At 62.2% G+C, this 17,080-nt stretch carries 15 protein-coding genes; 4 read left to right on the forward strand and 11 right to left on the reverse strand.

The window, feature by feature from the left end; genetic code table 11:
• Nucleotides 1–8 precede the first annotated feature (8 nt).
• The 3 genes from edd to zwf all read right to left on the reverse strand — a co-directional run bounded on the left by edd (nt 9) and on the right by zwf (nt 4,063).
• Entirely contained in the window at nt 9–1,832 is a 1,824-nt protein-coding gene (gene edd / locus AC04SG_RS07950; RefSeq protein WP_488550581.1) for a phosphogluconate dehydratase, read from the reverse strand.
• A gap of 63 nt (nt 1,833–1,895) precedes the next feature.
• Nucleotides 1,896–2,612 (reverse strand): 6-phosphogluconolactonase, encoded by a 717-nt coding sequence (pgl, locus tag AC04SG_RS07955; protein WP_488550582.1) that lies wholly within the window; start codon nt 2,610–2,612, stop codon nt 1,896–1,898.
• The gene (gene zwf, locus AC04SG_RS07960) at nt 2,594–4,063 is read right to left on the reverse strand and encodes a glucose-6-phosphate dehydrogenase (protein ID WP_488550583.1); all 1,470 of its coding nucleotides are present in this window, start codon (nt 4,061–4,063) and stop codon (nt 2,594–2,596) included. The genes pgl and zwf overlap by 19 nt, the downstream gene beginning before the upstream one ends.
• Nucleotides 4,064–4,386: 323 nt before the next feature.
• Between zwf and AC04SG_RS07965 the strand changes: the two genes are divergently transcribed.
• The 3 genes from AC04SG_RS07965 (at nt 4,387) to AC04SG_RS07975 (ending at nt 7,992) form a co-directional block, all read left to right on the forward strand.
• Complete coding sequence (locus AC04SG_RS07965) at nt 4,387–5,133, forward strand: SDR family oxidoreductase (protein WP_488550708.1); 747 nt, start codon at nt 4,387–4,389, stop codon at nt 5,131–5,133.
• Nucleotides 5,134–5,314: 181 nt separating this feature from the next.
• A complete protein-coding gene (locus AC04SG_RS07970) occupies nt 5,315–6,610 on the forward strand; it encodes a Mur ligase family protein (protein WP_488550584.1) in 1,296 nt (431 codons plus the stop codon).
• Nucleotides 6,611–6,696: 86 nt separating this feature from the next.
• A complete protein-coding gene (locus tag AC04SG_RS07975; RefSeq protein ID WP_488550585.1) occupies nt 6,697–7,992 on the forward strand; it encodes a Mur ligase family protein in 1,296 nt (431 codons plus the stop codon).
• A gap of 40 nt (nt 7,993–8,032) precedes the next feature.
• Here the strand turns inward: AC04SG_RS07975 and AC04SG_RS07980 are convergent, their stop codons facing one another.
• The 5 genes from AC04SG_RS07980 to AC04SG_RS08000 all read right to left on the reverse strand — a co-directional run bounded on the left by AC04SG_RS07980 (nt 8,033) and on the right by AC04SG_RS08000 (nt 13,894).
• On the reverse strand, nt 8,033–8,896 hold the full coding sequence (locus AC04SG_RS07980) for an SH3 domain-containing protein (RefSeq protein ID WP_488550586.1): 864 nt from the start codon (nt 8,894–8,896) through the stop codon (nt 8,033–8,035).
• Nucleotides 8,897–9,143: 247 nt separating this feature from the next.
• A complete protein-coding gene (locus tag AC04SG_RS07985; RefSeq protein ID WP_488550587.1) occupies nt 9,144–10,430 on the reverse strand; it encodes an NAD(P)/FAD-dependent oxidoreductase in 1,287 nt (428 codons plus the stop codon).
• Nucleotides 10,431–10,559: 129 nt separating this feature from the next.
• Entirely contained in the window at nt 10,560–11,996 is a 1,437-nt protein-coding gene (locus tag AC04SG_RS07990) for a glutamine synthetase family protein (RefSeq protein WP_477237528.1), read from the reverse strand.
• 102 nt (nt 11,997–12,098) lie between these two features.
• Entirely contained in the window at nt 12,099–12,917 is an 819-nt protein-coding gene (locus AC04SG_RS07995; RefSeq protein ID WP_488550588.1) for an ATP-grasp fold amidoligase family protein, read from the reverse strand.
• A gap of 152 nt (nt 12,918–13,069) precedes the next feature.
• On the reverse strand, nt 13,070–13,894 hold the full coding sequence (locus tag AC04SG_RS08000; RefSeq protein ID WP_488550589.1) for a hypothetical protein: 825 nt from the start codon (nt 13,892–13,894) through the stop codon (nt 13,070–13,072).
• Between the two features lie 87 nt (nt 13,895–13,981).
• Between AC04SG_RS08000 and AC04SG_RS08005 the strand changes: the two genes are divergently transcribed.
• Nucleotides 13,982–14,698 carry an HAD family hydrolase gene (locus AC04SG_RS08005; protein ID WP_488550590.1) on the forward strand — a complete coding sequence of 239 codons (717 nt, stop codon included), beginning with the start codon at nt 13,982–13,984 and terminating at the stop codon, nt 14,696–14,698.
• A gap of 40 nt (nt 14,699–14,738) precedes the next feature.
• On the opposite strand, the gene AC04SG_RS08010 is transcribed toward AC04SG_RS08005, so the two are convergent.
• The 3 genes from AC04SG_RS08010 to aceA form a co-directional block, all read right to left on the reverse strand.
• Entirely contained in the window at nt 14,739–15,200 is a 462-nt protein-coding gene (locus AC04SG_RS08010; RefSeq protein WP_488550591.1) for a response regulator, read from the reverse strand.
• A gap of 276 nt (nt 15,201–15,476) precedes the next feature.
• Nucleotides 15,477–15,719 carry an SMc00767 family acetate metabolism repressor gene (locus tag AC04SG_RS08015; protein ID WP_006202762.1) on the reverse strand — a complete coding sequence of 81 codons (243 nt, stop codon included), beginning with the start codon at nt 15,717–15,719 and terminating at the stop codon, nt 15,477–15,479.
• A 54-nt stretch (nt 15,720–15,773) separates the two neighbouring features.
• Nucleotides 15,774–17,063 carry an isocitrate lyase gene (aceA, locus tag AC04SG_RS08020; RefSeq protein ID WP_488550592.1) on the reverse strand — a complete coding sequence of 430 codons (1,290 nt, stop codon included), beginning with the start codon at nt 17,061–17,063 and terminating at the stop codon, nt 15,774–15,776.
• Nucleotides 17,064–17,080 lie beyond the last annotated feature (17 nt).

The raw sequence follows: 17,080 nt of genomic DNA on the forward strand, positions 1-17,080 counted from the left end.
ATGATGGTTCAGGCCGTGCCGAAAGCACTGGCGCCATGATCGGCGCGGCCGACCAGCTGGCGGAAACCAGCGAACAGCTCGCGGCCGAAGCCGAACTCGTTGCCGATGAGATCGATGTCGGCCGTGCGGCGCAGCGCGAGCTCAGGCCCAGGCACGAGCACTTCCAGCGTGCCGGCGTCGGCGTCGAGCCGGATGATGTCGCCGTCATGGATCCGGGCGATAGGCCCTTCCTCGACCGCTTCCGGTGTCACATGGATCGCCGCCGGCACCTTACCGGAAGCACCCGACATGCGCCCGTCGGTGACCAGCGCCACGCGCTGGCCGCGGTCCTGCAGGATGCCAAGCACGGTGGTCAGCTTGTGCAGTTCCGGCATGCCGTTGGCCTTCGGCCCCTGGAAGCGGATGACGGCGATGAAGTCACCTGTGAGCGTGCCGGCCTTGAAGGCTTCGTTGAGGCCTTGCTGACTGTCGAACACCTTGGCCGGCGCCTCGATGACGCGGCGTTCCGGCTTCACGGCGGAGGTCTTGATGACGGCATGGCCGAGATTGCCGGCCAGCACCTTCAGGCCGCCGGTCGGCTGGAAGGCTTTGGCGAACGGCGCCAGCACTTTCTCGTCGCCGCTCTGCAGCGGCGAGGCTTCGCGCACCACGCTGCCGTCTTCGCCGAGCCTGGCCTCGACCGCATAGGGCCGGAGGCCTTCGCCCCACACCGTCTGCACATCCTCATGCAGGATGCCTTCGTCGAGCAGTTCGCGGATCAGGAAGCCAAGCCCGCCGGCGGCATGGAAATGGTTCACGTCGGCAAGCCCGTTCGGATAGACACGGGCCAGAAGCGGCACCGCTTCCGACAGGTCGGAAATGTCCTGCCAGGTTAGCGTGATGCCGGCCGCCGCCGCCATGGCGATGAGATGGATGGTGTGGTTGGTCGAGCCGCCGGTGGCGTGCAGGCCGACGACGCCGTTGACGAAAGAGCGTTCGTCGATCATGCGGCCGACCGGCGTGTAGGCGTTGCCCAGCGCGGTGATCGCCAGCGCCCGCTTCGTCGCCTCACGCGTCAGCGCGTCGCGCAGCGGCGTGCCTGGATTGACGAAGGAGGCGCCGGGCGTATGCAGGCCCATGATCTCCATCAGCATCTGGTTGGAATTGGCGGTGCCGTAGAAGGTGCAGGTGCCCGGCCCATGATAGGATTTGGACTCGGCCTCGAGAAGCTCCGCGCGTCCTGCCTTGCCCTCTGCGTAGAGCTGGCGAACCTTGGCCTTCTCATCATTGGGCAGGCCCGTCGTCATCGGTCCGGCCGGCACGAACACCGCCGGCAGATGGCCGAAGGTGAGGGCCGCGATCACCAGCCCCGGCACGATCTTGTCGCAGACACCGAGATAGACGGCGGCGTCGAACATGTTGTGCGACAGGCCGATTGCCGCGGCCATAGCGATCACGTCGCGTGAGAACAGCGAAAGCTCCATGCCCGGCTGTCCCTGGGTTACGCCGTCGCACATGGCCGGCACGCCGCCGGCCACTTGCGCGATGCCGCCAACCTCGCGCGCGGCATCCTTGATCAGCGCCGGAAACGTCTCGAACGGCTGATGCGCCGACAGCATATCGTTGTAGGAGGTGATGATGCCAAGGTTCGGCACCTTGTCGGCGCCGAGGGCCACCTTTTCAGACGGGCTGCAGACGGCAAAGCCATGCGCGAGGTTGCCGCAGGACAACACCGAACGGTTGGCGGTGCGGCTCGAGGCCTCGGCGATGCGGCCGAGATAGCGCTCGCGGCCGGCTTTCGAGCGCTGGCGGATGCGTTCCGTGATGGCTTCAATGTCGCGTCTGGCTGTCATGGTCGGTCCTTTCGAGCCCCGGAGAACGTCCTCCCACTGTTTGCCGGGACTGCTTTCGTGAAATCAGGGTGCCCAGAACACCTCTACTGGTATCGGGGCTGCTTCGAGCACTTTGCGAATGGGCTTCTTCGCACCCGGTCCCATCGCCTTCTCGAAGGCGGTGCGCTTGTCCTCGCCTTCGATATGCAGCGCGATGAAGCCGGCGGCGATGATGCGCGCCATCGATAGGGTCAGCCGCGGCTCGCCGCCGCTCGGTGTATGCACCGGCAGCACGATCCTGCGCGAAGCAGGATCGAGCAAGTCGCTGAGGTTATCTGCATCAGGAAAGAACGACGCGGTGTGGCCGTCGCCGCCCATGCCGAGCACGACGACGTCGAGCGGCCAGGCCAGTGCCTTGAGTGCCATGTCGTCGGACGCTGCGGCAGTCTCGATGCTTGCGGCCTCGTGATACATCGGCACGAATTCCGCGGCCGCCGCCGCGTTCTGCAGCAGATTGGCGGCTACCAGCCCGGCATTCGAGCGCGGCGAGGAGGCTGGCACGAACCGTTCGTCGACCAGCGTGACCGTCACCTTGTTCCAGGCGATCGGAATGGCCGACAGTGCTGTAAAGAACTTCGCCGGCGTGGTGCCGCCGGAAACGGCAAGCAGAGCCGTGCCGCGTTCGCCGATGGCCTTGGTCAGCCGCGCCGCGACATTGCCGGCAAGGGCTGCCGCCAGGTCCTGGCGCCCGGCAAAGCCGTTCCAGCTGTAGGCGGCCTCGCTCAATTGCTCTCGTGCCATGTCCGCCCGTCGCGTTCGATCAGCGCAATCGAGGCCGAGGGGCCCCATGTGCCGGCTGTATAGCCTTGCGCTTCCTGCCTGGCGCTTTCCCAGGCGTTCTGGATCGGATCGATCCACTTCCATGCCGCCTCGACTTCGTCGCGGCGCATGAACAGCGTCTGGTTGCCGCGCACGACATCCATGATCAGCCGTTCATAGGCATCGGGCGCGCGACCGTCGAAAGATGTTGCGAAGCTCATGTCGAGAGGGATCTGGCGCAGCCGCATGCCGCCCGGGCCCGGATCCTTGATCATGATGAACTGTTTGACGCCTTCGTCGGGCTGCAGCCGGATGACCAACTGGTTGGCGAAGATCGGTCCGGCGCTGTCGCCGAAGATCGAATGCGGGATTGGCTTGAACTCGATGACGATTTCAGAGACCCGGGTGGCCAGGCGCTTGCCGGTTCGGAGATAAAACGGAACGCCGGCCCAGCGCCAGTTGCCGATCTCGGCCTTGATGGCGACGAAGGTCTCGGTGTTACTGTCCTTGCCGAGCTCGTCGACATAGCCTTTGACGGCGCCACCGGCCGAGGCGCCGGCACGATACTGGCCGCGCACGGTGTGCTTGGGCGCTTCATTGCCGTTGATGCGCTTCAGCGCGCGCAGCACCTTCAGCTTCTCGTCGCGCACGGCGTCCGCATCCATCGACGATGGCGCCTCCATGGCAACCAGGCAAAGCAGTTGCAGCATATGGTTCTGCACCATGTCGCGCAGCGCGCCGGCCTTGTCGTAATAGGTGACGCGGTCTTCCAGCCCGACGGTCTCAGCGACCGTGATCTGCACATGGTCGACATGCGCCGAGTTCCACAGCGGCTCGTAAAGCGCATTGGCAAAGCGCAGCGCCATCAGGTTCTGCACCGTCTCCTTGCCGAGATAGTGGTCGATGCGGAAGATCTGGCTTTCGTGGAAGTCGTCGCCGACCAGGTCGTTGAGCTTGCGCGCCGAATCGAGGTCGCGGCCGATCGGCTTTTCCAGCACGATGCGCGAATTCGGCGTGATCAGATTGTGCGCTTTCAGCTGGTGCGAGATGTCGCCGAACAGCGCCGGCGCTACCGCCAGGTAGAAGGCGCGGACGCGGTCGCTGTCGCCGATCGCCTTTTTCAGCTTGTCGAAGCCGGCGCCCGTCGTCGCGTCGGCCGACACGTAGGAAAGCCGCGCCAGGAACGTCTTCAGCTCCTTGGCGTCGATATCGGCCGGCTTGACGTGGTCGGAAATCGCTTGGCTGGCGAAAGCCTGGAATTCCTCGTCGCTCATCTTCGAGCGCGACGTGCCGATGATACGGGTCGGCTCGGAAAACTGATGGTCGCGCTGGCGATGGTAGAGCGACGGCAGGAGCTTGCGTTCCGACAGGTCGCCGGTGCCGCCGAAGATGATGAAGTCGAAGGGATCGACGGGAATGATCTGGCTGGTCATGGTCTGTCCGCTTTGACGCCGCACACTGTGACGCGGCTGGATATAATCTAATCGATTTAAATTATCCAGTGCCATGGTGTCACATCAAGGACCAATCACTGCATATTGATTCGGTCCAAATGTGCCTTGACACTGGCTGCCACCCGGAGGCTTTTCGTCAAGCTATGGTCCCGGGGGGCTTTCGCACCTGCAACATAGAGCGGGAATGTGACGAAAGCTAATGCACGTCGCTCAAAAGTGGCCCCGCTTTTGAGAGTACGACATGCATCAAAACAAAGAGAGAAATGCGCTTGCGAGGTGATCTTGGAATGAGCGGGAAAAGCATGCGTCTGGAAAACAAGGTCGCCGTCATCACCGGTGCGGCAGCGGGCTTCGGCGAAGGCATGGCCAGGCGCTTTGCCGAAGAGGGTGCCAAGGTCGTCGTCGCCGACCTCAACGCCAAGGGCGCGGAGCGTGTCGCCGCCGACATCGGCAAGGCCGCGATCTGGACCCAGACCGACGTTTCGCAGCGTTCCGAATTCGACGAGATGGTCTATGCGGCAAAAAACGCCTTCGGCCGCATCGACATCATGGTCAACAATGCCGGCTACACCCACCGCAATGGCGACATGCTCGACGTCGACGAGGCGACCTTCGACCTGATCACATCAGTCAACATGAAGGCGATCTACCATGCCGCGCTTGCCGTGGTGCCGATCATGGAGCGGCAGGGCGGCGGCGTCATCCTGACCACGGCTTCGACCGCGGGTCTGCGGCCGCGGCCAGGCCTCACCTGGTACAATGCCTCGAAAGGCTGGGCGATCACCGCCACCAAGTCGATGGCGATCGAACTCGCGCCCAAGAACATCCGTGTCAACTGTCTCTGCCCTGTCGCCGGCGAAACCGCCATGCTGGAGAAATTCATGGGCGCCGACACGCCCGAAATCCGCGAGAAGTTCCGCGCCTCGATCCCGCTCGGCCGGCTGTCGACGCCGCTCGATATCGCCAACGCCGCGCTGTGGCTCGCATCCGACGAAGCCGCCTTCATCACCGGCGTGGCGCTGGAGGTCGATGGCGGCCGCTGCATCTGAGCAATTTGAGGGAAGTACTTCTCTATTTGCAAGGCATGGCGGCAGAGCAACGTCAGCAAGAGTTCGCATCGGTTCGCCGGCCGGCCGAGGAACGAACAGTTGACGCTGTCACGCCAGGCCCCAGTTTGACTTCGCGATCCACCGAAAGGCATAACGGATCGGCCATTGGTGTTGATGGGAGATGAAGATCAAGCAGCCGAAGGCACGCAACGATCTGGGATGGCGGCTGCGGCTTTACCTGGCCAGGCGTGCGCGGGCGCGAAGCAAGGCGACGTTCATCGGCATTACCGGAAGTTCCGGCAAGACGACGGCGGGGAGCCTGCTTGGACATATCCTGGCGGGCCACGGTTCGGTCTATACGCAGGTTCTGGCCAACACGATGAAGCTGTTGGTCTCGACGCTATCCAGGCGAATGAGGAAGAGCGGCAAAACCGACTACGTCGTCTTCGAGGCGGCTGCGTTCGGTCCGGGTACAATGAAGCCGATGGCCGAGTTGCTTCGCCCTGATGTGGCTGTTGTCACAATGGTCCGGCTGGAGCATCGCGCCAGTTTCAAGACTCTGGAAAACGTTGCGCATGAAAAGAGCGCACTGGTCGCGGCTCTGGAGCCGGGTGGCTTCGCAATGCTCAACGCCGATGACCCGCATGTGCTGGGCATGGCCTTGGTGAGCGATTGCCGCGCCGTCACATTCGGCACATCGGAGCAGGCGGATTATCGCGTCAGCGATATCGAGGCCGCCTATCCCAGGCGATTGCGATTCTCGCTCCACTGGCGCGGCGGTGTGCTCAATATCGAGACGCCGTTCCCCGGCGCGCATTTCTGGCTGCCGACGGTCGCGGCCGCGGCAACAGCTCTTGAACTTGGAGTGCCTGCACAGATCGTAAAGGACAGGACCGCGACGTTCCAGCCCCTGGAGAACCGCGGCCAGGTGCTCGCCCCCGCTGGCGGCCCCCACTTCATCGTGGATGCCGCGAAGGCGCCCTGGCATTCTCTGACCCTTGCTTTCGACATGGTAGCCAGATCCACATTCGGGCGAAAACGCATCGTTCTTGGCCAGCTATCGGATTTTGCCGGCTCGAACAGCAAGTATGCCCACGCCTACAGCAGCGCACGCGAGATCGCAGACCAGGTGGTCTATGCCGGCGATCACGCCCATCGCTCCAGGGCAAGCCAGTCTGATCGCGATAGCGGCCGCTTCATCGAACTGCGCACGGCAAAGGAAGTGTCGGACTACGTCGCGCAAACCGCGCAGCCGGACGAACTGATCCTGATCAAGAGCTCATCCAGCCTTCACCTCGAGCGTGTCGCGCTTGCCTGGACCCACAACGTCCAGTGCTGGGTTTCGGTGTGCGGCAAAACCGAGGGGTGCGAGCAATGCGGTCTCTACGAAGTGCCGTTTGAGCAGCACCGCGAGTTTGTGGCGCAGAAAAAATTGAAGCGCCGTAAGCACAGACTGCTGCGGCTCGTCGGTCGCTAAAGTTTTTGGCCCGAGCACGCCAGCGCTCCGTTTGACTCGGGAACTCGGCACGACGCATATAAGGCTGGGCTAAAAACCGGCGGGTTGTGAAACTGGAATTCCTGAAAATTCGCAAGGACTTGGGGTGGGCGCTGCGACGGCTGCAGGCGCGCTGGGTGCGAGCGCGTAACAAGGCGACGTTCATCGGCATTACCGGCAGCTCCGGCAAATCCACATCCACCAGCCTGCTTGCACACATACTGGGCGCGCAAGGCAAGGTGCATCTACAGGCCCAAGGCAACACAATGCCTGCGCTCATTCGAACGCTTTACAAGCGCCTGAGGAAGGCCGGCAAAGTCGACTACGTCGTTTTCGAAGCCGGCGCTTCCGACTTCGGCACGATCAGCGCCATGGCGCAGATGCTGAAGCCGAGCGTGGCGGTGGTTACGATGATCCGGCTGGAGCACTTCGGCAAGTTCAGGACTCTGGACGCTGTGGCGGCAGAGAAGCGGGCGCTGGTCGACGCACTCCGACCCGATGGGCTTGCGGTTCTCAATTGCGATGACCCACTGGTGCTCGGTATGGCATCTGGCGCGAAGTGCCGGATTGCGACCTTTGGCCAATCCGAAAAGGCAGACTACCGCGTGAGTGACGTGTATGCCGCGTATCCGGAATTGCTGCGGTTCACTCTTCGTTGGCGCGGTGGCAGCCTGAATATTCATGCGCCTTTTCCCGGCGAGCAGTTCTGGCTGCCGACTGCAGCCGCGGTGGCCGCCGCCTTGGAACTTGGCGTCTCGCCAGAGAAAATTGCTGGGCAAGTGGCATCGTTTGAACCGTTACCCAACCGCTCCACCGTGCAAGAGGTACAAGCAGGTCCGCAATTCCTGGTCGATACCGCCAAAGCGCCCTGGCATTCGATCAACATTGCCCTGGAGATGATTGCAAAGGCCAAGGCCACGCGGAAGCGCATTGTGCTTGGGCAGATATCCGACTACGCCGGCTCGTCGAGGAAATATGGCACCGCCTACAAGATCGCGCGCGAAATCGCCGATGAGGTCATCTACACGGGCGACAATGCGCATCGCTCGCGCGCCAGCCAGGCCGACCGCGACAGCGGCCGTTTCATCGAGCTTCGCAGTGCCAAGGAAGTTTCGGATCATATCAAACAGACGGCAGTCCCAGGAGAACTAATTCTGCTGAAAAGTTCGTCCAACCTTCATCTGGAAAGGATCGCGCTCGCCTGGACGCACGATGTGAAATGCTGGATTCCGGTATGCGGCAAGTCAGAAAGCTGCCAAATGTGCGGCCTGTATGAGGTGCCGTTCGAGGAGCACTCGGATTTCCTGGCAAAGCGCAAACTTGCCCGCAGAAGACACCGTTTCAGATGGTTGCTCGGTGGCTGACCAAAATCGGCGGCTTGGTCCCCTCGACGACGTCGTTGTCTCACGCCCCGGTCTTGATGTAGCTCTTGTAAACCCAGCCGCGCTTGCCGTTGTAGACGATCTGGCACCATTTCTTGCAGCTCACCACGTGCACCGATGACTTGGCGGGCACGGTTCCCATCGCGGCGGCGTTTTTCTGCGGGCCGGTGCGCATTGTCACGGTCCTGAGAATACGTCCGGTGCCGGCGGCAGCTGCCACGTTCTGTGGCTTGGTCTTGGCCTCGTCCGTTGCGGCGGAGGATTGCGCGTCCGGCAGTTGCGGCTTCGGCGTCGGGATGGCGGCGGTTTCGGCGCCGTCGGTGTGCCCGTCCTTCGCAGCGGCGTCGGGTGCAGCAACCTTTGACAGCTGCGTGGTGGCATCGCTCTGCGCCGACGGTTCCTCGTAAGCTGCCGCATCTGATGGCTTGGCTGCTGCCTGCTCGGCCGCAGCCTGATCGGACGGCGTGGCCGCAGGGTCGGTGTCCGATTGCGGCGCTGTCCAGCGCGGATCGTTGGCCGACAGTGCCGGTATCGCGGCCTCGCTGCCAGCGACCTTGGGCAAAACCGCGTCGCCCTTGCGCGCCGTTTGCGGCGCCGCCACCGCGGCAACTGTCGCCGCGGGCGTGACGGGGGCGATCTTCGTTGTCTTGACCGGAATGGTCGGAACGCTCTGCTGGGTGCTGGCAACCGCTTGCCGGTCACTCGCTGGCAATGCCAGCCAAAGCGCGATACCCGCAACTCCAAGCAGCGCTGCGGTACCGACCGCGGCGATCACCAGATGCGAATTCGTGCGCACCCCCTGCCAGAAGGAGGGCCGCATGTCATAACCGAACTGCATGGCAAAGCGCCGTCGTTCCGGCGCACCGAAACTGAAGGGCTCGTTCACGTTTGCCACCTCCAACATGCGGCCGATGTTCTTTCGATCAGCGCCGGAAGGCCGGCATTCGATCGGCATCGGTCCCAAAAACAAGCGGGCAGGCCCGCAAAAGTCCCCGTTCAATCACCCAGAACCGGCACCTTTTACCCGCGATTGTGGCATCAGTGCGCCCCAACCGTGGATTCTGCACCCTTGTTAAGGATTCTGCAATGTGTCGCTCAAGCAACGAATATTACAGACGGAATCGCTTGTTGCTCTAGATTCGATCGCGCAGCGCAAACCAGTTGAGCGCCAGGAACAGCAGCGGCGTGCGAAAGCTTCGGCCGCCGGGGAAGGCCGGGATGTTCAAATCCTCGATCAGCTTCAGCCGATCGCGGTTGCCGGCGACGGTTTCGGCATAGAGTTTGCCGAAGAAGTTCGACAGCATGACGCCGTGACCGGAATAGCCGCCGGCCGAGATCACATTGGGCATCACCTCGCGCACGAACGGCTTTCTCGGCACGGTGATTCCGACATAACCGCCCCAGCCATGGGTGATCTCGATATCCCGGAGGTCCGGATAGAGTTCCGCGATCTGCCGGCGGATATGGATATGGATATCATTCGGATCGTTGACGCCGTAGACTTCGCGCCCGCCGAACAGCAGCCTTCCATCCCTGGACTTGCGGAAATAGCGCACGACGAAACGCGAATCGTCGACCGCCTCGCCGCCCGGCAGCACCTTGGAGTCCACACCCAACGGCACCGTCGCACCGATGAAGGATCCGATCGGCATGATGTGCGCGGCACTCACCGGCTCAAGGGTGCCGCCATAGGCGTTGACGCCGATCAGGCATTTCTGCGCGGTGATGGTGCCTCTCGGCGTCGTGACCCTGACCTTGCCCGCGCTGGACGTTATGCCGGTCGATGGCGTCTGCTCGAACAGGTGGGCGCCGGCTGCAGTCGCCACCTTTGCCGTGCCGATCACCAGTTTCATCGGGTGGATGTGTCCTGTGCCGGTGTCGCGGGTGCCGCCGAAGTAGCGTGTGGAGCCCAGTCGTTCGGCCGTTTCCCTGGCATCCATGAAGGCGATGTGCGGATAGTTGAAGCGGCCCGCCATGATCTCGGCATGCGCCTTGTAGTCGTCGACATAGCGCTGCTTGTGCGCCACCGACAACTGACCGGGCATATAGTCGATGTCGATCTGGTTGACGGCGGCGAATTCGATCAGGTGCGCCTTGGCTTCCTCGGCAAGATCGAACAGCGCCTTGGCGCGGGAGAAGCCGTATTCGGCCTCCATCTCCTCGGCCCAGGCGCGCTGGCCGGTGCCGAGCTGGCCGCCATTGCGCCCGGAGGCGCCGTCGCCGAAGCGATGCGCCTCGATTAGCACGACGTTCGCACCGGCTTTGGCCAGATGCGCCGCCGCTGACAGACCGGTGAAACCGCCGCCGACGATGACGACGTCGCAGCTACGGTCGCCGTCTAGGGCGGGGTACTCAGGGCGTGGCCCGGCTGTGTCTTCGTACCAGGAGCGGCCAGGTGAAATCGGTGATTGGTAAGGCATGGGAACGCCAGTCAAATGGTGAATAGTGAATGGTGAATGGCTGCGCGACGCGCGTCGCCTGCGCTCATCCATCCAGTATGAAACTACTCACCATTCATTATTCACCATTCATGCGGGCGAAGTCGCCGCTCAAACATTCAGCAACAAATACTCCCGCTCCCACGGGCTGATCACTTCCATGAAGGTTTCGAACTCCGCCCGCTTGATCGCCGCATAGGTGGCGGCGAACGACTTGCCCAAAAGGGCGCAGAGTTCCTCGTCGCCTTCGAACAGGTCGACAGCCTCGAGCAAGCCGCGTGGCAGATCGATCTCGTCTGCGTTGGCGGTGGTCAGCACCGGAGGCTCGGCCTTGACCTTGTTGGTCATGCCGATCAACCCGCAGGCAAGCGACGCCGCCAGCGCCAGATAGGGGTTCGCGTCGGAAGACGGGATGCGGTTTTCGACACGCCGAGCCGCCGGGTCCGAGCGCGGCACGCGGAACGCCGTGGTGCGGTTGTCATAGCCCCATTTGTTGTTGACCGGCGCCGAGGCCGACTGCGTCAGCCGGCGGTAGGAATTGACGTAGGGCGCGAACATCACCAGCGCATTCGGCACATGCTTCTGCATGCCGCCGATGAAATGGAAGAAGTCGTCGGTCTCCGAGCCGTCTTCGGCCGAAAAAATGTTCTGTCCGGTCTTCTTGTCGATGATCGACTGGTGGATGTGCATGGCCGAGCCAGGCTGGCCCTGGATGGGCTTCGCCATGAACGTGGCGTAGATCTCGTGCTTCAGCGCTGCCTCGCGGATGGTGCGCTTGAACATGAACACCTGGTCGGCAAGCTCGATCGGATCGCCGTGGCGCAGATTGATCTCGAGCTGGCCGGCGCCCTCCTCATGGATCAGCGTGTCGATCTCCAGGCCCTGGCTTTCCGAGAAATGGTAGATGTCGTCGATCAGTTCGTCGAACTCGTTGACGCCGGCGATCGAATAGCCGGCGCCGCCGCCGATGGCCCGCCCCGAACGCCCGACCGGCGGCGTCAGCGGATAGTCCGGATCGGGGTTCTTGCGCACCAGGTAGAATTCGATCTCGGGCGCCACCACCGGCTTCAGCCCGCGCTTGTCATAGGCAGCCAACACGCGCTTCAGCACGTTGCGCGGCGTGAACTCGACCGAGCGGCCGTCCTGGTGGACGAGGTCGCAGATGACAGCTGCCGTCGGGTCTTCTTCCCACGGCACCACGGTCAGGGTCGACAGATCCGGCATCAGCTTCAGATCGCCATCGTCTTCCGGATAGTGGAAACCGTTACCATCCTCGGGATAGCCGCCCGAAATCGTCGTCATGAACACCGCCGAAGGCAGCGCCAGCGAGGTGTTGGAGGTGAATTTCTTCGACGGCATCATCTTGCCGCGGGCAACGCCGGCCTGGTCTGGTGTGATGCATTCTATGTCTTCGATGCCGCGCCATTCCAGCCAGGCGCTGACTTCCTTCCAGTTCTTCACGCCGCGTTGGTTTTTCACGAAGGCAGGCGTGCGGACGCGTCCTCCGCGGCTCGACGGACGGACTTCCTTTTTTGCAGGCGGCATCATTCACCAGATTGGGTTGCGGATTTTGGAGTATAGCCGGGGCGGGTGATGGAAGGGAAGGGGAGGCCACCCGATAGGTTGTGCCAGCAACGGGATGGACTTCGGCTAGAAGGGTTTGCCGGGCAGCGCGTTCGTATCCAGCCATCGATGCAAAGCGCCGGCATAGAGCCTGCGCCATCCGGTCTGCGGTGCGGTCAGAAACCAGGATTGGCGCAAATCCCAACTGTCGCTGCACAAATCTCTGAGCCGGGTGTTGATGATGCCTTTGCCGGACAGCGGATAGACGGAGAATTCCGAAAAGAAGACGACGCCGTTGAGGTCGTAGAAATCGCAGCGCATGTGATCGAACGGCGCTGTCAGTTTCTCCGCGATTTCAAGCATGCGCGGGAAGGATGCAGGCAGGTCAATCTTCACCCATTGGGGGCCGCTTCCCGGCGGCGGCGGTGCATAGTTACCGTCACGGTCGAAATGACATTTTTGTTCGTTGCCTTGCTCGTCCCGTCGTGCGGCATAGACATAGGCGGTCGTCCCGCTAGACACGTGGAACTTGTATTCCAGGCGGATCGGCTCACCGTTCTCGATCAGCATCTCCTCCACAAGGATGCGCCTGGTGGCGTCCCTGTAGCCCCATTCGCCGAATTTCCTGCCATAGCGGCGGCGCATCCAGCGAGCGGCACGCCGGCGCAGCTTGGCTCTGTCCACAACGCCATTGCGGATCATCATGTTCCAGCGGCAGCCGTGATTGGCTTTCACCACGACATTGCCGGCAAACAGCTCTGCCGGAATTTTTGTGGCGTCGGCCCCAGACCATAGGACGTCGGCAGTCCTGAGTTCTGGACAGGTGGACAAAGCGTAGGTTTTCGAAGCGAGCTTGTCGCAAGCCGTCGTGAAAAACGGATTGTGGTCGAAAAGCTTTCGCCACAAGAACTTGTCCGCATAGGAAGCGGGTCTCGCCGGATCCGGCAACACGCCGCTATGGTCGAATGTGCGTTTGCAAATCATGGGATGGCGCACCAGGCACCATGCCCGCGCCAGGGCGAGGATCACTCGATCGCTCGTTCCAAGAGCCGGCACGATCAGCCCAGTTGCCGGGTGGAAGATGAACCGCCTCGTCGGGCGACGAACACGTCTCTGGTCATGTTTCGCGAAATGCTCGTGCGGCCAATGACCTCAAGCCGGGGGTCAAGTGTGCGTTCCGCATTTTCAGCCCAAAGCCTGCCTAGCGAAACTGGCTCCCACAACACGATCTGCACAGTGTCGGGCGCGGTATCGGCGATACGAGACACGACGGCTGCCTTGGGCGAAACCATGCTCGCGACATAGACAATCTGAGCGCCGCCGTAATCATAATCGCACCCGTCGCAAAGCTCGGCCCGCATGCGCGCATAGCCGAGCTTGGCCGCGAGCCTGTTTGCCGTTTCTACGGCTTCGGGAACAATGTCGAGACCGATGATCTCAGGGACCGTTGTCTGATCGTGAATACGGAACATGGTGAATGGTCGCCCGCCGCAGCCGACCATGACAGCGCGGCGGCAATTATCGAAATCGACATGATCGAAGACTTCGTCGAGGCGGTTATAGGCATCCTTTGACGATAGCACGCCTATGCTTGTTTTCCCTGCCGCGATCCGTCCGAACGATGCCGGACCATCCAGATCCTGATCCAGCATCTGCCTGATCTCGGCGGTGTCCTGCGCCTGCACCATCTTGCCGAATGCGGCGGTAAGCGCCGGTCGGTACGAGAAGAATTCCGGGTGGGCGTCAAGCAATCCTTCGCCGGCATCGTGTCCCATGGCGATACCGAGATCTCGGATGGCATTGATGAGCTCGGTCGGATTATGACCTTGCAAGGATCCCAGAATCCGCTCCAGCCTATCCTTCCAGACGCTCGGTTCCGTCATATTGCCCAACCCATAACCCTTGCCTTAGCTAGCAGCGCCCGGCGACAACGTCTACACCACGACATTCACGCAAACGGGCAGTCGACCATGCAGCCTCGCAAACATCTGACAACCATCGGCTTCGATGCCGACGACACGCTGTGGCAGAACGAACAGTTCTTCCGCATGACCGAAAAGCGCTTTGCGGCATTGCTCGCCGATCATGGCGAGGTCGAGCACATCTCGGCGCGCCTGCTCGAAGCCGAAAAGCGCAACCTTGCCGTTTACGGCTTCGGTATCAAGGGGTTCACCCTCTCAATGATCGAGACGGCGATCGAGGTGACCGAGGGCCGTGTGCCGGCCGCGACCATCGCCGAAATCCTTGCCGCCGGCCGCGACATGCTCGGCCACCCTGTCGAGGCGCTGCCGCATGCGCGCGAGACCGTGGAAAGGCTCGCCGGCGCCTATCATCTGGTGCTGATCACCAAGGGCGATCTGTTCGACCAGGAGCGCAAGCTGGCGGCCTCCGGCCTTGGCGACCTTTTCGACGCCGTCGAGATCGTCAGCGACAAGAGCGCCGCCACCTATGCCCGGATATTCAGTCGCCATGGCGGTAGCCCGCAGAGCAGCATGATGGTCGGCAATTCGCTGAAGTCCGACGTTGTGCCGGCCATCGAGGCCGGCAGCTGGGGCGTCCACGTGCCGCACGAACTGACCTGGGTGCTGGAGCACGTCGAGCCGCCGGTCGAAGCTCCCCGCTTCCGCTCGATTGCCGATCTTGGTGAACTGCCGGCTTTGATCGAAAGCATCGACAGCAACGGCTGACCGCCTGACCTCGTTTCAGACAGTGAGGCGCGGAGTGCGATCAGTCGCGCCCGAGACCGATCAGCCGGTCGATCACCGGCTGCAGTCTTTCGGTGGTGATCGGCTTGGTCACCACCACGTCGATCACGCTGGACAGGCCGAGGCTTTCGGGCGTGCCCGTCTTGGTTGAAAGCAGGATCACCGAGGGAAGCGACCGGCCCGACGCTCGCCGCAAGGCATCGATGGCCGACATCAGCGCGTCGCAATCCTTGTTGTCGGCGCCGCCATCGAGAACGACGGCGCCCGGAATGAGGGTGCGCAGTGTCTTGGTCGCCATTTCGAGTGACTCGGAGATCGGCTTCAGCCCGGACTTCTCGACGATCTTCGACACCACCACCCGGTTGATCGGCGATTTTCCGACGACCAGCACGTGGGAGAAATCCGTTGATAGCTCGGAGTTCGCATCCCTGCTTGTCGACTTCAGATGTTTGGCGGTGTCGGTCTCGCGATTCACAGGGCACATGGGCGATGCGGGCACTCGGCGCTGCTTCAATGCAGGGTTGAAATACGAGAGCCAATTGGCGCGAGATCGCGCGCCATGTCAAGCTGAAATGGCGGAGCCGGGAAATATAGCCAGAAATATTAAACCGCGAAGCCAAGGTCTGTTTTCAAACTGTAGTTAAGTTTGTGCTCAAAAGCGAAAGTCACCCGCGCTGAAAACGCGCGGATGACGTTGAAATCAGCCAGTGCATGACCGTGTCAGAAGATTCCGTAAGCACAAAGCTTCCGTAAGGGAAGATCATCCGTGACTCTGCTGCGTGACGATCACCGGGATCAGCAGGTCACCCCAATTGCCGTCGCCGCCATGGTGCCGGGCCGAGCGCACCAGTTCCACCGAGACGCCCGCCTCGACTGCCTTCATCACCGATTGATTGAGCCTGTGCAGGTCGTTGGCCAGCATGCGGATGGTCGCCTGCTGGTCGACGCTCATGGTGGTGGACTGCTCTTCTGCACGTTCCTTGACGCGGCTTATCGATGCCATTTTTCTTCTCCTGTGTCCCTTGCCCTGTTGGGCGTTTCCTCTGGTTGTTTGCTGTTATTCCGCTGCCGGCTTGAACTGGGCATGCTCGGTCGATTCATGCATGGCGGTGGTCGATGACTGGCCGCCGCTGATCGCCATCGACACCGCATCGAAATAGCCGGTGCCGACCTCGCGCTGGTGCTTGGTCGCGGTGTAGCCATGGACTTCGGCCGCGAATTCGGCTTCCTGCAGCTCGGAATAGGCCGCCATCTGCCGCGCTTTGTAGCCGCGGGCCAGCTCGAACATGCCGAAATTGAGCTGGTGGAAACCGGCCAGCGTGATGAACTGGAACTTGTAGCCCATGGCGCCTAGCTCGCGCTGGAACTTGGCGATCGTCGCGTCGTCGAGATTCTTCTTCCAGTTGAACGACGGCGAGCAATTATAGGCGAGCAGCTTGCCAGGGTGATGCCTGCGCACGCCCTCGGCGAACTTCTTGGCCTGCGCCAGATCGGGCTTGGAGGTTTCGCACCAGATCAGGTCGGCATGCGGCGCATAGGCAATGGCGCGCGCGATGCATGGTTCGATGCCGTTCCTGACCTGGTAGAAGCCTTCGACCGTGCGGCCGGCAGCGTAGTCGACGAACGGCTGGTCGCATTCGTCAATGTCCGAGGTCAACAGTTTTGCCGCTTCCGCGTCGGTGCGCGCCACGACCAGCGTCGGCGTGCCCATCACGTCGGCCGCAAGGCGCGCTGCATTGAGGTTGCGGATATGCGCCCCGGTCGGGATCAGCACCTTGCCGCCGAGATGGCCGCACTTCTTTTCCGACGCCAGCTGATCCTCATAGTGGACGCCGGCAGCGCCCGCCTCGATGAACGCCTTCATGATCTCGAAGGCGTTGAGCGGTCCGCCGAACCCGGCTTCCGCATCGGCGACGATCGGCGCGAACCAGGTATCGACCGACAGGCCGTTGCCTTCCGAGGTCTCGATCTGGTCGGCGCGCTGCAGCGTGCGGTTGATGCGCTTGACCAGTTCCGGCGCCGCATTGGCGGGATAAAGCGACTGGTCCGGATACATGGCCGATGCGGTGTTGGCGTCGGCGGCGACCTGCCAGCCTGAGAGATAGATTGCTTTTAGCCCGGCGCGCACCTGCTGCATCGCCTGGTTGCCCGACATGGCGCCGAGCGCGTTGACGAAGTCTTCCTCATGGATGAGCTTCCACAGCCGGTTGGCGCCCATTTCGGCGAGGCTCTGGCGGATCTGGACCGAGCCGCGCAGCCGCTTCACATCGTCCGGCGAGTAAGGCCGTTCGATGCCGTCGAAGCGGCCTTCGGGCGCGGATGGGACGAGATTGTAAAAATCGGTCATTTTTCACTCCAGATCAA

The sequence above is a fragment of the Mesorhizobium sp. CNPSo 4684 genome (assembly GCF_057784315.1).